The sequence below is a fragment of the Priestia sp. P1_B12_1 genome, from assembly GCF_056406695.1.
In genome coordinates this window covers 145,310-160,556 of sequence record NZ_JBFTZR010000008.1, presented here as the reverse complement: position 1 = coordinate 160,556, position 15,247 = coordinate 145,310, and the positions used below count along the sequence as shown (strand labels likewise).

The 15,247-nt window shown below is 37.7% G+C and carries 17 protein-coding genes; 4 read left to right on the top strand and 13 right to left on the bottom strand.

The window, feature by feature from the left end; all coding sequences use genetic code 11:
• Window positions 1-397 precede the first annotated feature (397 nt).
• Complete coding sequence (locus AC1D0Y_RS22810) at window positions 398-1,264, bottom strand: nucleotidyltransferase-like protein (protein WP_013055174.1); 867 nt, start codon at window positions 1,262-1,264, stop codon at window positions 398-400.
• Between the two features lie 222 nt (window positions 1,265-1,486).
• On the opposite strand from AC1D0Y_RS22810, the gene AC1D0Y_RS22805 reads away from it, so the two are divergent.
• Window positions 1,487-1,846: a YgzB family protein gene (locus AC1D0Y_RS22805; RefSeq protein WP_014461817.1), complete on the top strand. Its 360-nt coding sequence runs from the start codon at window positions 1,487-1,489 to the stop codon at window positions 1,844-1,846.
• A gap of 22 nt (window positions 1,847-1,868) precedes the next feature.
• Here AC1D0Y_RS22805 and perR read toward each other — a convergent pair whose 3' ends face one another.
• The 6 genes from perR to AC1D0Y_RS22775 form a co-directional block, all read right to left on the bottom strand.
• Window positions 1,869-2,303, bottom strand: a complete 435-nt coding sequence (gene perR, locus AC1D0Y_RS22800) for a peroxide-responsive transcriptional repressor PerR (RefSeq protein WP_013055172.1) — start codon at window positions 2,301-2,303, stop codon at window positions 1,869-1,871.
• Window positions 2,304-2,558: 255 nt separating this feature from the next.
• The gene (bcp, locus tag AC1D0Y_RS22795; protein WP_060746136.1) at window positions 2,559-3,029 is read right to left on the bottom strand and encodes a thioredoxin-dependent thiol peroxidase; all 471 of its coding nucleotides are present in this window, start codon (window positions 3,027-3,029) and stop codon (window positions 2,559-2,561) included.
• Window positions 3,030-3,098: 69 nt separating this feature from the next.
• Window positions 3,099-3,491 (bottom strand): ion channel, encoded by a 393-nt coding sequence (locus AC1D0Y_RS22790; protein ID WP_028410112.1) that lies wholly within the window; start codon window positions 3,489-3,491, stop codon window positions 3,099-3,101.
• 92 nt (window positions 3,492-3,583) lie between these two features.
• Window positions 3,584-4,369, bottom strand: a complete 786-nt coding sequence (locus AC1D0Y_RS22785; RefSeq protein ID WP_028410113.1) for an ABC transporter permease — start codon at window positions 4,367-4,369, stop codon at window positions 3,584-3,586.
• Between the two features lie 9 nt (window positions 4,370-4,378).
• Complete coding sequence (locus AC1D0Y_RS22780; RefSeq protein WP_028410114.1) at window positions 4,379-5,170, bottom strand: ABC transporter permease; 792 nt, start codon at window positions 5,168-5,170, stop codon at window positions 4,379-4,381.
• Window positions 5,163-6,176, bottom strand: a complete 1,014-nt coding sequence (locus AC1D0Y_RS22775; RefSeq protein ID WP_028410115.1) for an ABC transporter ATP-binding protein — start codon at window positions 6,174-6,176, stop codon at window positions 5,163-5,165. Before AC1D0Y_RS22775 ends, AC1D0Y_RS22780 begins: the two co-directional genes overlap by 8 nt.
• Window positions 6,177-6,378: 202 nt before the next feature.
• Here AC1D0Y_RS22775 and AC1D0Y_RS22770 point away from each other — a divergent pair, with 202 nt between their 5' ends.
• Together AC1D0Y_RS22770 and AC1D0Y_RS22765 are read left to right on the top strand one after the other, a co-directional pair.
• Window positions 6,379-7,677 (top strand): glutamate-1-semialdehyde 2,1-aminomutase, encoded by a 1,299-nt coding sequence (locus tag AC1D0Y_RS22770; protein WP_028410116.1) that lies wholly within the window; start codon window positions 6,379-6,381, stop codon window positions 7,675-7,677.
• 549 nt (window positions 7,678-8,226) lie between these two features.
• Window positions 8,227-9,315 carry an FUSC family protein gene (locus tag AC1D0Y_RS22765; RefSeq protein ID WP_013081550.1) on the top strand — a complete coding sequence of 363 codons (1,089 nt, stop codon included), beginning with the start codon at window positions 8,227-8,229 and terminating at the stop codon, window positions 9,313-9,315.
• A 35-nt stretch (window positions 9,316-9,350) separates the two neighbouring features.
• Here AC1D0Y_RS22765 and AC1D0Y_RS22760 read toward each other — a convergent pair whose 3' ends face one another.
• The 5 genes from AC1D0Y_RS22760 to fabL form a co-directional block, all read right to left on the bottom strand.
• Window positions 9,351-11,102, bottom strand: coding sequence for an ABC transporter ATP-binding protein (locus AC1D0Y_RS22760; RefSeq protein WP_016762869.1), 1,752 nt, complete (start codon window positions 11,100-11,102; stop codon window positions 9,351-9,353).
• A 169-nt stretch (window positions 11,103-11,271) separates the two neighbouring features.
• On the bottom strand, window positions 11,272-11,808 hold the full coding sequence (ntdP, locus tag AC1D0Y_RS22755) for a nucleoside tri-diphosphate phosphatase (protein WP_028410117.1): 537 nt from the start codon (window positions 11,806-11,808) through the stop codon (window positions 11,272-11,274).
• 195 nt (window positions 11,809-12,003) lie between these two features.
• On the bottom strand, window positions 12,004-12,264 hold the full coding sequence (locus AC1D0Y_RS22750; RefSeq protein WP_013081548.1) for a YgaB family protein: 261 nt from the start codon (window positions 12,262-12,264) through the stop codon (window positions 12,004-12,006).
• Window positions 12,265-12,453: 189 nt separating this feature from the next.
• Window positions 12,454-12,747: a gamma-type small acid-soluble spore protein gene (locus AC1D0Y_RS22745; protein ID WP_013055161.1), complete on the bottom strand. Its 294-nt coding sequence runs from the start codon at window positions 12,745-12,747 to the stop codon at window positions 12,454-12,456.
• Window positions 12,748-12,844: 97 nt separating this feature from the next.
• A complete protein-coding gene (gene fabL / locus AC1D0Y_RS22740) occupies window positions 12,845-13,594 on the bottom strand; it encodes an enoyl-[acyl-carrier-protein] reductase FabL (protein WP_013055160.1) in 750 nt (249 codons plus the stop codon).
• A 116-nt stretch (window positions 13,595-13,710) separates the two neighbouring features.
• Between fabL and AC1D0Y_RS22735 the strand changes: the two genes are divergently transcribed.
• On the top strand, window positions 13,711-13,935 hold the full coding sequence (locus AC1D0Y_RS22735; protein ID WP_014461827.1) for a hypothetical protein: 225 nt from the start codon (window positions 13,711-13,713) through the stop codon (window positions 13,933-13,935).
• Window positions 13,936-13,969: 34 nt separating this feature from the next.
• Here AC1D0Y_RS22735 and mutY read toward each other — a convergent pair whose 3' ends face one another.
• Entirely contained in the window at window positions 13,970-15,064 is a 1,095-nt protein-coding gene (gene mutY / locus AC1D0Y_RS22730) for an A/G-specific adenine glycosylase (RefSeq protein ID WP_028410119.1), read from the bottom strand.
• Window positions 15,065-15,247: the final 183 nt, after the last annotated feature.

Sequence of the window (15,247 nt, the reverse complement as noted above, 5' to 3'; positions counted from 1 at the left end):
ATTAGGCACGCCGCCAGCGTTCATCCTGAGCCAGGATCAAACTCTCCGAAGAAATGTTTGACTTGCTCAATTTAAAAAATAAAAATTAACGTTGACGTTTGTCGCTTTGTTCAGTTTTCAAAGTTCAACCGCCGCTCTTAAGCGACTTTTTAATCTTACCAGTTCATCTCTTTCTTGTCAACAACTTTTTTTAAGAAGTTTTTTCAAGTTCTTGATAAATTTAGTATCGCTCATTGGCGACGTATATAAATTTACCACGGATATTTTAAAGCGTCAATAGATTTTTTAAAATAAATCGGGTTTTTTTAGAAAAACCTTTTATCCAGGCTATAAAGTCATATGTCAGGGTATCTAAACGTCATAACCGCACCGTATCAGATACCCTTTATCCTCTCTATCATTTCGCCACATAGTGTCTATGGTACAAACTCTTTCCTTTGGTTTCTACTTTTTTTACCATAATGATATCTTTTTCAATTAAAAACTCAAGAAGTATTCCTAAATCAATAGCATAAGGGCGTATTTCGGGATGATGAACCAGTTCATTAAACGTCCATTCCTGCTTTTCACTTTTCATAATATGAACAAGATGCTTGGCACCCAATTCAGTTTTTTTATTTACTAGAAATTCACTCGCTAAGAAAAGCAGCTCTAAACGCTTGCTAACCTCTTCTTGGCTAATAATTAGCTCTTCGTAAAGACGATGAATTTCAGGTTCTATTTTTTTCACTTGGTTCCATACTGTCACTTCTGGGTGAAATCCATTTTCTAACACAGACAGTCGTGCTAAATGATGAAGAGCATGAATGACATGATTAAATGCATCTAAATAATGATTAGACGCATAAAAGTCTTTTCCTTCTTTAAATCGCCGAATCAATTTAGCAAACTCGACACCTATTCTCTTTGTCCGATCTTCTCTAGGAAAATCAATTAAGCGTTTCTTTAAGTTTTCCATATATTCGTTTCGATCAAATAGCACTTTACCATTTAAGATCCAATCAATAATACGGCGGTTCGTCCCATTCATAATCCATTCACTCATTTGCTGTTCAGAAGCCATATAAAGTGCCGCACGCTCATTTTCATATTCGTATTGTTTAATAAAAAGAGAAGTTTCTGTAGTTTTGGTCACAATAAATAAGATAGCATCCAAATTATCCGTCACTGGAGATTCTGATTTCTTTTTTTCAATCAGTAAAATACCTAGTGTGTCTTTATTGCTAGCTCTTTCTTGATATATTGGCCGTAAAACATCTTCCATTTTGAGCTCTCCTAACTGTAATAAACAAATATTTTTCAAAATTTTAAAGGCTATGGACTAAGATTTCTTTTTTTATTATATACGATGTATAACGGATATCCCACTCAGAATTATGGAAATCATTCAGAAAGCTCAAAAACCAACGATAATTTTCCGAAGATTCAATTTTTATCATCATTCACTGTCTCACTCTATGATATATTGGTAACAGGGGGGATACTGATGGGGATAAAGTATTCAAATAAAATTAACAAGATTCGCACGTTTGCACTCAGTCTGATCTTTGTTGGTTTCATTGTTATGTATGGGGGAATTTTCTTTCGGTCTTCAGTCTGGCTAATGACTATTTTTATGCTTTTGGGGTTGCTGTGCATCGTAGCCAGTACCGGCGTTTATTTCTGGATTGGCATGCTTTCTACAAAAGCGGTTCAAGTAACCTGCCCTACATGTCAAAAGCAAACAAAAATGCTAGGGCGCGTAGATATGTGTATGTATTGCAACGAGCCGCTTACGCTTGACCGGTCTCTTGAAGGAAAACAATTCGATGAAAAGTATAATAGAAAAAAACAAAAAGAAAGCTGATAGTATCACTACTATCAGCTTATTAATGCGCTTTTTTAGCCGTACAATCAGGACACGTTCCGTAAATTTCCATTCGGTGGTGACTAATATCAAAGTCAGTAATATGAGCAGCCAGCTTTTCTACTTCGTCTAAACCAGGATAATGAAAATCCACAATTTTTCCGCAGCTTTCGCAAATCACATGATAATGCTCTGTTGTAACATAATCAAACCGGCTTGATGCATCACCGTATGTTAGTTCCTTTACAATACCTACTTCGCGAAATACTCTTAAATTATTGTAAACGGTTGCTACACTCATATTTGGAAACTTACCTTCCAGCGCTTTATAAATATCATCTGCTGTTGGATGTGTCATGGAATTGATTAAATACTCTAAAATAGCATGACGTTGTGGTGTAATACGAACGCCAGTACCTTTTAACGTTTCAAGGGCTTCTTGTAAATGATTTGACACGTCATGCACCCCTCTTCTGTAAGTATTATTACTTTATAATTCTTATAATTAGTCTACATGTTTTACCCACGTTTTGTCAACTTGATGCCTATTCCTATTTTATGTAATAAGTAGAAGTTTTTCATATATTTTATGTAAAAAAAAGAAGTGTGGAAATCAATCCACACTTTTAAATATATTAACATCTGAGGAGGTATGCCCTACACTGATATTGTATGTTCAAAGACTAAAACTGCTCTGGTTATCTGCCTGTTTTTATGCCATTTTTTCTTTAATAAATGATAAAGCTTCTTCCACATGCCCTTTCACTCGAACCTTGCGATACTCTTTTACGAGCATTCCTTCTTTATCAATGATAAAAGTGGAGCGTTCAATGCCCATATATTCTTTCCCAAAGTTTTTTTTCAGTGTCCATACTCCGTACTCTTCAGCTACGCTGTGATCTTCATCAGCTAAAAGTAAGAATGGAAGGCCGTGCTTATCAATAAACTTATAGTGTTTGTCGATTGGATCTGGGCTCACTCCTAGAATCACCGCATCTAGCTCTTCAAAATTTTCATGCTGATCTCTGAAATCACAGGCTTCTGTTGTACAGCCTGGCGTCATATCTTTCGGATAAAAATACAGCACAACATTTTTGCCTTTCATCGACGCTAGTGATACTTGCTCTCCATTTGTAGACATCAATACAAAATCAGGTGCTTTTTCTCCAACTACAGCTGTCATATTTATCTTCTCCTTTACGCTTTTCATTTTCTTTGAATAGCGTACCCAATATTAGATAAGATGACAAGTTTAAGTGCGGGTAACAGTTCGCATCACGAAGATTGCAGGCATAATATAGCCGATAAACGCTTCAAAAGTTGCAAATAATTTCCCAATTCCAACCGGATACATATCTCCGTATCCTACTGAAAATAACGTTGCTGCGCTGAAATACATGCTGTTAAACAGCGTATAAAAATAATGACCTTCATGTTCAAACCCTCCGCTTAACACTGGAATACTCCCCATCTCACACACTGTATAAATAAGGCTAAATCCCAATAAAACTGTAATATATGAATAAAACAAGACAAAGAAGTGACCAATTGAGAAAAAATGAAATTCTCCAAGTTCTTTTTCAAAGAGAAACTTCATACTACCAATTACAAAAACAACGATAACGAGGATTAGAAAAATAACCATCATTCTACTCCTTTAATTTATACTCTACTACCACTATACGCGCGTTCTTGTCCATTCATTACTACTCCCAAGCCACGAAAAAGAGCAGGCATTTAATTGCCTGCTCCTCTGTATTTTTTGACACCTGTATTCCATAAGAAGATAGAGATTGTAAAAAAGATGATTCCCATTACTGGAGTTAAAAATGCATATCCGTACCATTCAGCTCTTCCTAGGAAATAAGCAGCTGGATATACGCCTACAAATGCAAAAGGAAGAATCCACGTTAAAACATAGCGGATGACATTATTGTAAATATCTACAGGATACCTTCCGTAGTTTCCAATATTATAAATAGTGGGCATAATAGAAGTTCTTGCATCCGACCAGAAGCCTATGCTTGCTAAGGCGATGAAAATTCCTGCGTATACAAGCGCTCCTCCCAAAATAAATAATAGAAAAATAAAAACATCATACCACTGGAAATGAAGATGTAAAGAAGACGCAGCGTAAGCCATTACGGCAATCCCTGTGACACCACCAAACAATGATTCTAGCTCCATTCGCTCCAAAATAACTTGAAACAAACTATGAATCGGCCGCGTTAAAATTCGGTCCATTTCTCCCTTAACAATGTAGCGCTCATTGAAATCCCAAATGTTAAAGAAAGACGAAAAAATAGCAAAAGGAACTAAAAAGAAACCATAAATAAAGATAATTTCCTCTCGTGACCATCCGTGCAGCGACTGAGTATGACCAAATACAACTAAAATAAAAATTAAGTTAACCGCTTGAAATAATAAGTCCGATATGATTTCAACTACCATGTCGGTACGATACTGAAGCCTTGTTTTCATATATTGACCAATGTACTGAAAGAAAATCGAAAAATAAAACATTTTCATAGACTACCCTCCTTGAATAACCATTTTTTTCTTCGCTATGTTCCACAAACATGCAATAGGGATAAATAGAAGTCCTGACCAAACTGCTTGGGTGATAAGAGCATTTATTACTTCCTGCCCTTTAAATCCATTTGTGAAAATCATGCTCGGAATATAACTAATGGCTTGAAAAGGGAAATAGCTCATAATATGTTGCGCCCAGAAAGGATAGAAACTGATGGGCAGAAGAAGTCCTGAAAACAAATCAATAACAACGCGCTTCGCTCGAATGAGTCCATCATTGTTAAAGAGAAAGAAAGTCGTAATACCCGTTAATAAATTAATTTGTGTATTGATAATGAAACTAAAAATTAAAGACAGTCCAAAATAAAGCCATGTTGCTGCATTTGCTGAGAACTGTACTGGAAATAAAAACGCGACAATAATCATGCCGGGCACTGAGAAAAACAGCACTCGAAAAATCCCTTCTCCCAGTCCTTGCATCGTTTTCATACCAAGGTAGCTGTATGGTTTAATTAACTCTACAGCCACTTTGCCATCTTTAATTTCCGTTGCCATTTCACGGTCAATGTTATTAAAGTAAAAGGCTCTGGCCATCCATGAAACGGCTACATACGTTGTCATTTGAGTAATGGATAAACCTTGAATATTCTCTTTTCCTCCATAAATAGCCGACCATAAAAAATAGTAAGCACCAATATTAATTGCATAAATCAATATTCCGCTGTAATAATTCGTCCGATACGCCAGCATCATTAAAAAGCGAATGCGTATCATCTCTATATATTTATCCATTCACAACACCTTCTTCATAAATGTTGCGGATAATTTCTTCTGTTGAAATTTCTTCAATGTTAATATCGCTGATTTCATGCTTTGCCACCACTTTAGCAATCAGCTGCGACATTAAGTCTCCTTTATTTTGAAGCTGCGCTGTCCACAAATATTTTTGATCACCTTCAATCCAGTTAACAGGCATTCCTTGCGTCAATAGCTTCAACTGCTCTTTATTTGGCGCAGTCCCAAATTCAAACGTAATCTGCTTAAGGTCGCCCCAGTTCGAACGCAGCTTTTGCAGCGATCCATCATAAATAATACTGCCTTCATCCAGCATTACAACGCGTTCACATAAAGCTTCAATATCTGCTAAATCATGTGTTGTAAGCAAAATCGTCGTGTTGTATTTTTCATTAATTTCTTTTAAAAATTGGCGGATTTTTAATTTAACTAGTACATCTAAACCAATCGTCGGTTCATCTAAAAATAGAAGCGGCGGATTATGAATGAGAGCAGCAGCCAGCTCACAGCGCATTCTTTGACCTAAAGAAAGCTTTCGCACCGGCTTATCTAGCAGCGGCCCGATATCTAACGTTTGAATAACGTGCTCCATATGAGCGTTATAATCTTCATCTGACACTTTGTATACTTTTTTTAACAGGCGAAAAGATTCTTGTACGGCAATATCCCACCACAGCTGAGAGCGTTGACCAAAAACTACCCCAATCGTTTGGGCAAACTTTTCTCTTTCTTTATGAGGGTTCATTCCATTTACGGTAATGTCGCCTGCAGTTGGAGTTAAGATCCCTGTTAGCATTTTGATTGTGGTTGATTTCCCCGCTCCGTTTTCTCCTATATACCCTACCATTTCCCCTTGTTTTACGGTAAACGAAATATCGTTCACAGCTTTCATGACTCTATAATTACGGGTAAATAAATCCCGGAATGCCCCTTTAAGGCCAGAGCGGCTAGAATAGGCTTTAAATTCTTTCCGAAGTTGATTCACCTCAATAGCATTTTTCATTGTATTCCCTCCGTTACGTCGACGTATTAGTGGTTTCTTTTATTGCTTCCGGCGCCCTTGCTAGCAACTCCTCCAAGAGACGAAGAACTATTTTCTAGCAGTTAGCTCACAAATTTCTATCATACACGTTCTCGAATGTTTTTCAAGAAACAAATAAGTTTGATAGAATAAAGAAGTTGAACTTTTCATTAGGAGGCATACTATGCAATTCACAAAATCAGAACAATTACACGCTGAAGCGCTCGAACATATTGTAGGCGGCGTTAACAGCCCTTCACGTTCATATAAAGCCGTAGGAGGCGGAGCGCCTGTTGCAATGGAGAAGGCAAGCGGAGCTTATTTCTGGGACGTTGATGGAAATAAATATATTGACTATTTAGCAGCTTATGGTCCTATTATTACAGGACACGCTCATCCTCATATCACGAAAGCTATTACAAAAGCAGCTGAAACAGGTGTTCTTTACGGTACTCCAACTGCTCATGAAGTCACATTTGCTAAAATGCTCAAAGAAGCGATGCCCGCATTAGATAAAGTGCGCTTCGTCAACTCTGGGACAGAAGCCGTTATGACAACGATCCGTGTAGCGCGCGCTTATACTGGACGCGATAAAATTATTAAATTTGCAGGTTGCTACCACGGCCATTCTGACCTTGTGTTAGTAGCAGCTGGATCTGGTCCTTCTACACTCGGCACTCCTGACTCTGCTGGTGTACCAAAAAGTATTGCTAACGAAGTCATCACAGTTCCTTTTAACGACATCGAGCCTTACAAGGAAGCATTAGAAAAATGGGGCGATCAAATTGCGGCTGTTTTAGTAGAACCAATCGTTGGAAACTTCGGAATTGTTGAGCCGGAACCTGGCTTTTTAGAACAAGTTAATGAATTAACTCACGAAGCTGGAGCACTTGTTATTTACGACGAAGTTATTACAGCGTTTCGCTTTATGTACGGTGGAGCTCAAGATTTACTTGGTGTAAAACCTGATCTCACTGCATTTGGAAAAATCATCGGCGGCGGCCTTCCAATCGGGGCTTACGGCGGTAAAAAAGAAATCATGGAAAAAGTAGCGCCGCTTGGACCAGCTTATCAAGCAGGTACAATGGCAGGAAACCCAGCTTCTATTCTTTCTGGGATTGCTTGCCTGGAAGTACTAAAGCAAGAAGGTGTTTATGAACAGTTGGATAAGCTAGGGGCGATGCTCGAAGAAGGTATTTTAAAACATGCTCGTACATATAACATGCCTATCACTATCAATCGATTGAAAGGCGCTCTTACTGTCTACTTTACAACAGAAACGGTCAAAAACTATGAACAAGCAGAAAATACAGACGGCGAATTATTTGCACGCTTCTTTAAACTAATGCTCCACCAAGGTGTCAACTTAGCTCCTTCGAAATATGAAGCATGGTTCCTTACTACAGCTCATACAGAACAAGATATTACCGACACATTAGAAGCAGTCGAAAAAGCATTTAAACAATTAAGTGAAGAACGCTAATTCTTATTCTAAAAAGGCTGCGATAAAAGGATTTTAGACGAAGTGAAAAACGAACCATTGATCAAGATGTTTGATTAGTGGTTCGTTTTTTTTGTTAGGGTAAACGTAGGTTTCATGTGTATAGGTCTTTCTAGCAGCTGATTGGAGGGCAAGTCGAAGACTCCTGCGGAAATCAACTGCTGTGTCACAAGCCATTCAGCTCATGTATCCCATTTGTTCGTCTTTGGATTGGATTTATTTCGTTATGTCTCGACCTCTTTTTCGTTTTACCTTTGGGTTTCCTTATAGAACATTCCCACCTTTCATAACCATTTCTTACGCGTCATCTCCTTTTTGTCAGCCTGTCGAAAAATCCCGAGAAATACCCTGATTTTTCTGCTTGTTTTCTCTTGATATCCATTCTTAAACCTTGTATAGTATGTTATTGTTTATATTATTTCCAACAGGTTATGTAATAAAGAAGGATTGATTTTTGCAATTTATCATTTGTTTTGGGGAACATTCTTCATAACGAAAAAACTTTTTTACAGAAAGGAACTACGAACGCACATGAAACTTGGTGCCCGCATCTTAAAAACGGGAATTGCCATTACACTTTCATTGTTATTAGGTGAATTTCTAAGTTTACCATCTCCAATATTTGCGGCAATTGCGGCAGTTTTTGCAATTCAACCGTCTATTTACAGATCTTACTTAACAATATTGGAGCAAATACAGGCGAATGTGATTGGAGCTGCTTCTGCAGTTTGTTTTGGACTTATTTTTGGTACCCATCCCATCATTATTGGTTTTACCGCTGTTGTTGTCATTGCAGTCAACTTAAAATTACGTATTAATAATACAATTGGGCTTGCGCTTGTGACAGTAATTGCAATCATGGAAAATCCAGGAGATAATTTCGTTGAATATGCACTTATACGCTTTGGTACAGTGTTACTTGGGGTATTCTCAGCATTTATTGTCAATCTTATTTTTATTCCGCCAAAGTATGAAACAAGATTGTATTATAAAATTGTAAGCACAACGGAAGAAATTATTAAATGGATTCGTATGAATCTTTATCACGCATCTGAGCACACATTGTTAAAAGAAGACATTGAAAAAATGAAAGACAATGTGGCTAAAATGAATCAAATCTTTGATTTTTACAAAGAAGAACGCACTTATTCAACCAAAAAACGTTTTGTTAAGTCACGCAAGCTCGTTTTATTTCGTCAAATGATTACCGTAACAACACGAGCTCTTACAACCTTGAAACTACTTCACCGAGTAGAAAATGATCTTCAAGTCATGCCGCAGCAATTTCAAGATTTAATCAAATCTGAAGTTGAGTGCCTGTTAATGTATCATGAGCAAGTATTATTAAAATTCATTGGGAAATTACGCGTACAGCCAACCACTACTGTACCAAACGAAGCCTGCGTTGGAAAACGAGCTTTAATCGATAAATTTATGCAGTACAAAATATACGATAATGATGAAGAGAATAAGGTTATTTATCATATCTTCCCTTTAATTTCTGTCATCATTGAGTATAGTGAAGAGTTAGAGCATCTTGATAAGCTGATTGATACGTTCCAAAACTATCACAAAGATGCTAACTCATTTGATATTAATCATCAGCGACAAGAAGATTAAAAACACCACCTATTGTTAGACAATAGGTGGTGTTTTTAAATTGTATCAAGTTGCTGAACGTTAAAGAGCTGATAGTAATGACCTTTTTTCTTAATTAACTCCTCATGAGAACCTCGTTCGACTACTCTTCCATTTTCTAAAAGTACAATTTCATCAACATGAGTAATTGTAGATAAACGATGGGCTACAATGAAAGTCGTACGGTCTTTTGCTAGTTCAGCTAATGCTTCTTGAATATAGTGCTCACTTTCCAAATCTAGAGCTGAAGTGGCTTCATCAAAAATAAGAATAGCTGGATTTTTTAAAAATACGCGCGAAATGGAAATACGCTGCTTCTGTCCCCCTGATAGCTTCATTCCCCGCTCTCCCACTTTTGTATCATATCCTTCGGGCAAATTCATAATAAAATCGTGGGCATTTGCGGCTTTTGCCGCAGCAATTACTTCTTCATCTGTCGCTCCTGGCTTTCCAAGCAGTATATTGTTTTTAACCGTGTCACTAAACAACACCGTATCCTGCAGGACGATTCCAATCTTATCTCGCAGGCTGCGTACTTTATAGGTTTTGATATCAATGTCATCAATGAGAATTTTACCCTCCGTCACATCATAAAAGCGCGGAATTAAGCTGATAAGCGTGGATTTCCCTCCTCCGCTCATTCCAACAAACGCAACGGATTTTCCTTTTTCTACATCTAAATTAATATCATGAATCACAGGTTTTTCTTCTTCTTCATAAGCAAATGAAACGTGCTCAAACTGCACCTTTCCATGAAGCTCAGTGCATTCTTTTGCATCTTTCTTGTCTGTAATATCGTATTCTTCATCAATGAACTCAAACACCCGGTCCATAGATGCAACAGACTGCGTGAGCGTAGTCGATGAATTGACCAAGCGGCGAAGCGGATTATACAAGCGGTCAATATAGGCCACAAATGCTACCATCGTTCCTACGCTAAGACTTTCTGTGATGACTTGATATCCAGCAAATGTAATCACGATTAAAGGTGCCAAATCGGTAATGGTATTCACTACTGCAAATGTTTTTGCATTCCAATTCGTATGATTGATTGCTTTTTGTAGAAAATTTGAATTTTGCTTATCAAATTGCTTCTGCTCATGAGGCTCAATAGCAAAGCTGCGAATAACAGAGATCCCTTGAACCCTTTCATGTAAATGCCCCTGCACTTCCGCTAAAGCCTGCGAACGGACTCGTGTTAAATGGCGAAGACGACTGTAAAAATATTTTACAGAGAACGCATAAACCGGCAGCAAAATAATCGACACCAGTGTTAAAGGTACATTCATCGTAAACATAATCACAATGGCTATTACAATCGTCATCATATCAAGCCATACGTTCATTAAACCTGTGATAACAAAGTTTTTTGTTTGCTCTACATCATTAATGACTCGTGAAATCACTTCACCCGCTCGCGTATTTGCATAATAACGCAAGCTAAGCTTTTGAATATGGCTAAACAGCTGATCCCGTATATCATATAGTACTTTGCTCGATACCCACTGAGCATAATACTGCCTGTAATATTCAATGGGAGGTCTTAACACTAAAAATACAACAAACGAAATCCCCATAATCGTCACCATTTTATGAACTTTTTCAGAGGAGGACATGCCATGTCCATTTACGATATCGTCCAAAACATATTTCAAAAGCAGCGGAATTAATAAAGGAATAGCAAATTTAATAATACCAATTAATACAGTGCCGACAATTTGCCATTTGTATGGCTGTACAAACTTCATGTAGCGTCTTATACTTCCCATAAAATCTCCCCTTTCTATCTATGAGGGCAAGCTTTCTTAGTATATGTACACCCGTCGATTTTTTAGTGCTTTTATCTCTTCTAAAAGATGGTGAGCATAACGCCAAAAAGAACATTATATCAAACAGTCAGCTTTAGACGGCCTAACATAATGTTCTCTAGATCATTCATCAAGAATGCCGATATGTTAAAAAACGCTCATACCAAATGTCAATGAAATCTGGAGCAAACGGGCCTTTTCGCTGTCGAATCCAACCTTTTAACTCCTCGACGTGATTATGTAAAATACGGTCAATCACTTCTGGATAATTCATTTCTTTTCGATGCTTCTCATATTCATCTTCATCAAGAAGGGTGTATGTCATATCTGGATAGACTTTGATATCTAAATCATAATCAATATATTTGAGCGCTTCATTGTCATCATAAATGAACGGCGAACTGATATTGCAGTAATAATAAATTCCATCTTCACGGATCATCCCAATGACGTTAAACCACTGCTGAGCATGAAAATAACAAATTGCAGGCTCTCTTGTGACCCATGTTCGTCCATCTGATTCTGTAACGATCGTACGATCATTTCCTCCAATCACTAAGTTATTGGTTGCTTTTAATACGGTTGTCCGATCCCACACGCGATGAATATGTCCATTATGCTTGTAGCTGTGTATTTGAATTGTTTCTCCTTCCACCGGAATTCCCATCTCCAATACCTACTTTCATTTTAGCACTTAAAAAAATTCATATAACGTCTCCATTTGTCTTATGTTTATTATAACGGTTTCTCTCTCATTTTAACACAAATGTGCTAACCTTCTTGAGTTCAAAAAAGCCACTCCCCCTACTTTTCCTTTGCTTGGCAGCCTTAAAAAAGAGAGGAAGTGACACATCAATGTTCATTAAGCAAGTGTAGAGCAAGCCCCTTCACTTTTATATGTACGAATAATGTCTTCGGTTTGTGCTTCAAACGTCAATTGAATCTCTTTTAATTTTAGCTTCATTTCACTAATTTCATCTTGCACAGAATGAAGTTTTGCTTCTTCATGAAGTTTTATTAGTTCACCTTCGATTTCCTGACAGCGCTCAATCTCAGACTGCAAAAACAGAAGTTGATCCATGGTCTCCAATTGTTGAGTCACTAGCTGATCAAATTTTTTCATACGATAGCTCCTCCCTATTTGCCTTAACCATACACGCGGCACTTCTGTTAACATTCTGTTTAGGTGAGACAGATTCCTTTGACGAGTTGTGTAAAGTTTCAAGAAGTTTTGTCATACTTTGTTGCTTTTTATATAAGAAAAAGCGAACTTAACATCGCCGTATGAAAGACGTTAAGTTCGCTTTTGGTATTAACCTTGGTATTTACCAGAGTTTTGGTTTTTCTTTGCTTGAGCTTGTGCGTTTTGTTGTCTCACTTCTTGAGCACTTGTTTCGCTAGCAAATTCAGTACCGAAGTTGTTTTTAGATGCTTGAGCATTTTGGCTTTTGTTTGCCGCTGCTTGAGCATTTTGTTGTTTCACTTCTTGTACATTTGTTTCGCTACCAAATTCAGTACCGAAGTTGTTTTTAGATGCTTGAGCATTTTGTTGTTTCACGTGTTGTGTGCTTGTACCAGATGCTGTTTTGTTTGTTTGTTTTGCCATTGTAATCACCTCCACGAAAATTAATATGCCCGGGAGGTAAATAGGGTATGCAAACTTTTTTCAGTATTTTAAGGCGCGAGCACAAAACACATTTACCTTACATTAAAAGTGAACGCCCTCCGTCAATAATAAGCGTTTGACCGCAAATCATATTTGCTTGATCGGACACTAAGAACATAACTGCATCTACCATGTCTTTTGGCTCCACCATACGACCAGCTGGAGTATGCTTGCGTGCATCATCTAGAAGCTCATCGCGATTTGGGAAATGTTTTAATGCCTCTGTATCCACAGCCCCTCCAGAGACAGCATTTACCACAATATTCTTTGGAGCCAGCTCCACTGCTAAATAGCGTGTCAACGCTTCTACAGCAGCTTTTGACACGCCTACTGTTGTATAATTTTCTAAGTAGCGAATAGACCCAAGCGAACTGATGGTAACAATCTTTCCTCCGCCTACTTTTTCCATACGTTTAGCCGCTTCTTGTGCACAGAATAAATATCCTTTGCTGTTAATATCCATTGTCCAGTTCCAGTGAGTTTCTTCCAATTCCATAATAGGACGTAGAACTCCTGACGCTGCATTACTTACAAATACGTCTAAGCGACCGAATACTTCATCAATTTGCTCAAACATTTCTTTAATTTTTTCTACTTTTCCTACGTTTGCTTTAACAACTAATGCTTCTCTGCCTAGCGCTTTGATTTCTTCTGCTACTTCCTGCGCTGCACTTTTGCTTCGTGCATAGTTTAATACAATATCGTATCCTTCTTTAGCCAGACGTAAGGCAATTTCTTTACCAATACCTCTGCTGCTTCCCGTAACTAGTGCTACCTTTTGTGACATGATGTCATCTCCCTTATGTATCGTATTATCTTTACATTGTACTGATTTTATCGCATAAGAAACAAGTAATATAGAGAAAATAGATAAAACTTGATGAAATGAATGAGGTGAATAGAATGTATGTAGGTAGAGACATGACGGCTCTTTCAATGATTTCTAAAAGCGAGTGGAAAGACAGCGAGCTTGCGTTTTTCCATCACTCTTTACAGCAAATGACGCCGTATTTAAATGCTGAAGGACAAAGTATTCATCAGCAAATTATTAAAGAAATTGAAGCACGGGGCGGGCTACAGCGCCACGAAGCAGATTATACACACGGCACGCATGTATCATATGATTAAATAAAAAGAAGCGCGGAGTTTATCCACGCTTCTTTTATTTAACAAGTACATATTCTTTTAAGATTTTTTGATGGGAAACAGGAAATGCATATTGTTCTAAATCTTTTTCAGAAACCACTTTCAAATTTTTTAATGCACTGATATCACTTGCAAGCTCTGCTTCATATACTGTGATGTTCCAGACGATATGAGAAAACACGTGCTGAATTGTGGTAAACGGCGCATGAATTTTAATATCGGCTCCGTACTCATTTTGAATAAATGCCTGAAGCTGCTGATGATCTGGCGCTATACTAAGATCTACTTCTATATTTGGAAATTCCCATAGGTTAGCTAAAAGTCCTTTGCTTGGACGTTTATGAATCAGATAATTTCCTTCCTCGTCTCTAATCACCGCTGCAGCAAGCTGAAGAGCACGCGGCGCTTTTTTCTTTGATTTGACAGGAAGCTCATTCTGCACTCCTTCTTCAAACGCGCGGCAGTGTTCGCGAACTGGACATAACAAACAGGAAGGAGAAGTTGGTGTACAGACAATGGCACCAAGTTCCATCATGCCCTGATTGAAATAGGAAGGATTATCTTTTGAAATAATTTCATGCACGATATCTTCAAACAGCTTTCTTGTTTTCGGTTTTGCAATATCATCCCAAACGGATAAAATGCGCGATAGTACACGCATGACATTTCCATCTACAGCAGGCTGCGGCACTCCGTATGCAATACTTAAAATGGCTCCTGTTGTATAAGGGCCTACTCCTTTTAGTTTGGAGATTTCTGCTGGCGTATTTGGAACTTCTCCCCCGTATTGTTCGTGAACTTCTCGAACGGCGGTTTGTAAATTACGGGCACGGGAATAATAGCCTAACCCTTCCCATGCTTTTAACACATCATCTTCATTCGCATAAGCTAAATCTTTGATAGTGGGAAATTTACTAATAAAATTATTAAAATACGGAATGACCGTATCTACTCTCGTTTGTTGAAGCATAATTTCAGATACCCACACTTTATAAGGGTCCTGATCTTGACGCCAAGGTAAAATGCGCTGTTCCTGTTCAAACCAAGAGATTAAGTCATCTTGAAATGCTCGAATATCGAAATTTTGTACAATATCTTTACTTTGTTTCACGTCATAGCCTCCGAGGTATTAACTATACATATACAATGTGTTGCTTTTTGAATCTTAGTAACTTTATGATAACCTTATAACAACTACAAATATGAATAGTAAAATGAATTGTTCAAATAATGAATAAAAACAGCTAATTTGCTGCGTTAGTAATAAAGCGAAATTTTTCGCCCTAAATTAAGC

Bases quoted from the DNA above. Each gene is read 5' to 3' on its own strand.
- AC1D0Y_RS22790 (WP_028410112.1), bottom strand. From the start codon at position 3,491: ATGGTTATTTTTCTAATCCTCGTTATCGTTGTTTTTGTAATTGGTAGT.
- bcp (WP_060746136.1), bottom strand. From the start codon at position 3,029: ATGACAGCTGTAGTTGGAGAAAAAGCACCTGATTTTGTATTGATGTCT.
- AC1D0Y_RS22810 (WP_013055174.1), bottom strand. From the start codon at position 1,264: ATGGAAGATGTTTTACGGCCAATATATCAAGAAAGAGCTAGCAATAAA.
- AC1D0Y_RS22770 (WP_028410116.1), top strand. From the start codon at position 6,379: ATGCAATTCACAAAATCAGAACAATTACACGCTGAAGCGCTCGAACAT.
- AC1D0Y_RS22750 (WP_013081548.1), bottom strand. From the start codon at position 12,264: ATGAAAAAATTTGATCAGCTAGTGACTCAACAATTGGAGACCATGGAT.
- AC1D0Y_RS22780 (WP_028410114.1), bottom strand. From the start codon at position 5,170: ATGGATAAATATATAGAGATGATACGCATTCGCTTTTTAATGATGCTG.
- fabL (WP_013055160.1), bottom strand. From the start codon at position 13,594: ATGTCACAAAAGGTAGCACTAGTTACGGGAAGCAGCAGAGGTATTGGT.
- AC1D0Y_RS22765 (WP_013081550.1), top strand. From the start codon at position 8,227: ATGAAACTTGGTGCCCGCATCTTAAAAACGGGAATTGCCATTACACTT.
- AC1D0Y_RS22785 (WP_028410113.1), bottom strand. From the start codon at position 4,369: ATGTTTTATTTTTCGATTTTCTTTCAGTACATTGGTCAATATATGAAA.
- ntdP (WP_028410117.1), bottom strand. From the start codon at position 11,808: ATGGGAATTCCGGTGGAAGGAGAAACAATTCAAATACACAGCTACAAG.
- AC1D0Y_RS22735 (WP_014461827.1), top strand. From the start codon at position 13,711: ATGTATGTAGGTAGAGACATGACGGCTCTTTCAATGATTTCTAAAAGC.
- AC1D0Y_RS22805 (WP_014461817.1), top strand. From the start codon at position 1,487: ATGGGGATAAAGTATTCAAATAAAATTAACAAGATTCGCACGTTTGCA.
- AC1D0Y_RS22745 (WP_013055161.1), bottom strand. From the start codon at position 12,747: ATGGCAAAACAAACAAACAAAACAGCATCTGGTACAAGCACACAACAC.
- AC1D0Y_RS22775 (WP_028410115.1), bottom strand. From the start codon at position 6,176: ATGAAAAATGCTATTGAGGTGAATCAACTTCGGAAAGAATTTAAAGCC.
- AC1D0Y_RS22760 (WP_016762869.1), bottom strand. From the start codon at position 11,102: ATGGGAAGTATAAGACGCTACATGAAGTTTGTACAGCCATACAAATGG.